The 4,571-nt window shown below is 37.6% G+C and carries 1 protein-coding gene; it reads right to left on the bottom strand.

Annotation, left to right across the window (positions count from 1 at the left end):
• Positions 1-590: 590 nt before the first annotated feature.
• On the bottom strand, positions 591-4,361 hold the full coding sequence (locus F6K54_RS40775) for a tetratricopeptide repeat protein (RefSeq protein ID WP_293090157.1): 3,771 nt from the start codon (positions 4,359-4,361) through the stop codon (positions 591-593).
• Positions 4,362-4,571: the final 210 nt, after the last annotated feature.

The raw sequence follows: 4,571 nt of genomic DNA, 5'->3' as shown, positions 1-4,571 counted from the left end.
ACTCATTGATGCGCGAAAAGACTTAACTACCACAATTATATAGATCTCAAATGGGTTCTATAGGGGGTTTCACAAAGGTAGACGACAAAGCTGATGCTCCCATCCATCCCCCCATCCCCCCATCTCCTCATCTCCCCATCTCCCCATCTCCCCATCTCCTCCTCTATTTTTAAATAGAACCCATTTGGGTTCTATACCGAATTAAACGGATTTGATATCAGCTATCTAAGGGTTAAAAACTCTTTATTCAAAGCTGTAAGTACTGTAAGCTTTTTCCAGTAATACTTTCAGCCTTTAAAGCAAATAGTTTTTTGGAATAACTTTGTACTCTCCAGTCTATTATATCAAATCCGCTTAATTCGGTATAAAAAAAATTTTCATCTTCATCCAAGAGCAAATGTTTCTAAATTCTCTTCCCTCCTGACTCCTGACTCCTGACTCCTGACTCCTAGATTAACTATCTAATTACACCGATGCTACCGGATTTGATATTAGACATCTCCAAAAATCAAAAATAAAGCAATGAGCGCTGGTATATTTACAAATTGCAGGAGGGGCTAAATAGCTAAAAGTCTTATATTATTGGCAATTTATTCCCCCAGATGAGCTGTTGCCTGTTGCCTGTTGCCTGCGCACAGCGCTATATTATCATGTATCCCAACAGCAGTCATAATTCCCAAATCAACCAACTGCTGACTACCTTCCAACCTCACAGAAACATTTGGATCGTAAAAACTCAACTCCTGATTTTTATCCAACTTTTGAGCATATATCGCATATTCACTAGCACCATTCCAATGTTCTTTCCTCTCAATTTCCCGCTTGACATAATCATGGAAAGTCGAGAAATACTTAAAATGCAGCAAACATCCTGTTTCCTCAGCAAGTTCCACACCATATATCCAGTGAAAACCTTCGTGTAATTTCACATTCTGATTGTACTTAATCAAAGGCACTTTATTCAGACAATATTGTTGTGCACCATTCGTAGCATTCATATTTCCAAATATCCTTTGCCTTAAACCTCCCCAATATCCCTTTTGGTTTTTCTGAAATCCTGCTTTTTCGTCATAACGGTGATGAAACTCTTTGTCAAAGTAAGAAGAAACCTCTAAAAAGTTTTGTCCTCTGTGATAGATTGTATCCTTAATAGATTTGTCAGAATACATATCTAACAAAATGGTAGTAAACGCCTGTTTATTTTTCCTTTCTAACTCTTGACACAACTGAGGAATGCTCTTAAATTCGCAACCAGGATAATACAAAACTTCGTCAGCATCTACCAACAAACACCAACGATCAATACCGTAATTTTTTAATAATAACTCAACCCAATCAACACCCCATTTTGCCTTTCCATAAGATCGAGTGGTGTGCCATACATATACGTCAGGTTCCTCTAAAAGATACTCTAAAGTTCCATCTGTCGAATGATTATCCACCACAAAAAACTTAGATATCCCTTTCTCTCTGTAGTAACTTAACAAATAAGCCAATCGCAAATACTCATTTCTCACTACAATAAAACAGAGAATATCTGTAGCGCTGGTGCTAATTTCTTTAATATCCATTCTTTCTAAACAAATTTTATTGTAAGACGATCCCCGCTCCCAATTTGAATGTCTTAAAAATTGACGATTTGTATAGTTTTTATTGTAATAATTACTGTGTATTTTGTATAAAATTTCTGGTGCAGCATCTGAATGAAAAATGACTACATTATTATTTTGATGAGGATAAGGTGCTTCATCCCAAGGATAAAAAGCTAATTTATGGTTTGTAAATTTATCTTGGCGTTCCCCTCCAACAACATAACCTCCAGAAGTTGAAACTGTGATGTTTGATTTCCTGAGAATATCTCCTATCATTTTATCTTCATACAGCTCTAGAGCAATATGCTCGACATTAGGATACTCCACTAAACTTTTCATTGCATTTCTACTTAAAAAATATCCCATAGCACCGTTAGCCCAGTTTCCATAATAATTTCCAGTATATTCTCCTATATCTAGATCGTTACACTTACCTAGATGCCACCATCGATCTAAATTATCGTTATTACCAGCTATTTTTCCCATGTAATCAAAATTTTCAAACTCACACTTTAAAAAAGCAGGTACGTTTAAATAACAATCATCGTCTATTTTAAAAGCATGAGAATAGGAAGTCTGGTTATAGACAAACTCAAAAAACTTGTAAACCTTTCTCGGCAAATGCTCATAACTGTCAGGTGCATCAACATAAAGAATATCACCTTCAAAATAGGTTCGTGATGAAGGTTTACCAATGATGAAAAAGTAAGGAATATTATGTTTAATAACCTCATGTAACCAAGTATCACGAATTGCCTGTTGTTTATGTTGGTATTTCTGGCAAGTTAAAATACCAATTATTACATTCGGCAGTTTAAAATATTCCTCTTTATCTCTTGCTAAAGTAGTTAATTTACCATTAACTTTAGTCGGACTTTCACGGATTCCTAAATACTTGTTTCTAATAACATTCTCAAAGAATATGTGCTTATCAATAGAAGTGTAAAGCGAATTTCCATAGTCTGAATTAAAATTACCAGGTCTATGATGATAATTAGCTAGTTTTTTCTGAATTACTCCAATATTAAAGGGCTTCAAAAACCTAATATTAAAATCCCAGTCTCCTAAAACAGGCAACGATTCATCGTAAAAACCTACCATTTCTAAAGCTTTTCTTTCATAAACAAAGGAGATAGGAGGAAACATATTAGCAGACAAAACTTCCCAAAGTGATACACTTCTTACCCAATCCTTATAAGGCTCTTTGCTAATATTTTTCACACTCTCATTATCAGTGATAACTTCATTTATTTTATTAGTATGAACAATCACCCCTTTGATTTTTTCAGATTGTCTTTCCTCCAAATAAGATATAGTTTCTTGGAGAAAAAATGGCGACCATGAATCATCATCATCGTGAATTACTAAATATTTAGATTGAGATGCTTTAATACCTATATTAGAAGCTGTTTCCATCCCCTGAGAAGTTGGATTATGAATAATTTTTACTTTACTTAAATCGAACCCAGACTCAATAATTGTGCTTTCTACTAACTCAGGATTTCCACCATCATTAACCACAACCCAAACATAATCATCAAAAGTCTGAGAAACTATACTTTCTGCTGCTCTTTTCAACAAAATATTTCTATTTTTTGTTCTTGTAATTATTCCTACTAATGGCTCATTTTCTCTTTTGAGTAAACTTACTTTTTGTTCAGGAATAAACTTTGCTGTACAATCGGCAGAAGAAGTTTCGATTTGATAGGTAGTAACAACATCTTTCTTTACCTGAAGCAACTCCGTCTTTAACCCAGATATCTCATCCCTATTCGCCAACTCCCGCAAAACATCCCCCAACTGCTGCCAAACCACAGCAGAACCCGGATGCAACTCCACCGCCTTCCTCAACTCAATCTCCGCCTCCCGCCACCTACCCAACTGCATCAACCCATACCCCAACTGATGCCGCACCACAGCAGACTTAGGATTAACCTCCAACACCAACCGATACTCAACAACAGCCTTCTCCCATCTACCCAACTGCGCCAAAGCATACCCTAAATGATGCCTTACCTTGGCTCCATCAAAACCCAAACTAATCCCTCGCCCATACTCAACAACAGCCTCCTCCCATCTACCCAACTGCCCCAAAGCTTGCCCCAAACCAAACAAAACCTCACCAGACTCCCCAGACAAAACCACCGCCTGACGATAAAATTCAACCGCCTCTAACCATTGCCCCAACTTACCCAAAGCCTCAGCCAAACCCAAACAACAATCTACCCCACCGGGACTCATCTCCCAACTCCGACGATAAAACCCCACCGCCTCAAACCATTGCTCCTGGCCAGACTTAGCCGCCCCCAAATAATAATAAGCCTCTGTCTGTAGGGACGTTCCATATAACTTACCTACATTTGCATACAACATATTTACCACTTTGTCAAGACACTGCTCTGCCTCTGACCATTGCCTCAACTTTACCAATACTGCTCCCAAAACAAGATTGAACTCTGGCACATCAGTCTTCTGCTCCACCGCCCGACGAAAATAACCCACAGCCTCCTGAAATTGACCTTCACCCTGTAACAAAACCCCCAACTTGTAGAGAGACCAAGAAGCTAGAGGATTTATGGCCACAGCCTGACGAAAAGCAGCGATCGCCTCATCTATCCGTCCCACCTTAACCAAAGCCTCCCCCAAATTATGATGGCCATGGTAAAAACCAGGATTAAGAGCGATCGCCTCACGGTAAGCAGCCACAGCATCATTGAACTTGCCTTTCCGAAATAATTGATTAGCAGTTTTGAAATTAGTTTGAACCATAATTGAAGTCAAAAGTCAGAAGGCAAAAGTCAAAAGTAAGTAATTAACTCAAAAGTCAATTCAAGTCAAAAGTCAATTCAAGTCAAAAGGCAAAAGGCAAAAGTCAAAACTTAAAAGTAAGTAATTAACTCAAAAGTCAATTCAAGTCAAAAGCCAATTCAAGTCAAAAGGCAAAAGGCAAAAGTCAAAACTTAAAAGTAAGTAATTAAC

The organism is Okeania sp. SIO3B5 (assembly GCF_010692555.1).
Classification (GTDB): domain Bacteria; phylum Cyanobacteriota; class Cyanobacteriia; order Cyanobacteriales; family Microcoleaceae; genus Okeania.
The sequence above is the reverse complement of the archived record's forward strand: the minus strand, read 5'-3'. Positions and strand labels throughout refer to the sequence as shown.

Coding starts and splice junctions, on each gene's coding strand:
- F6K54_RS40775 (WP_293090157.1), bottom strand. CDS start 4,361: ATGGTTCAAACTAATTTCAAAACTGCTAATCAATTATTTCGGAAAGGC.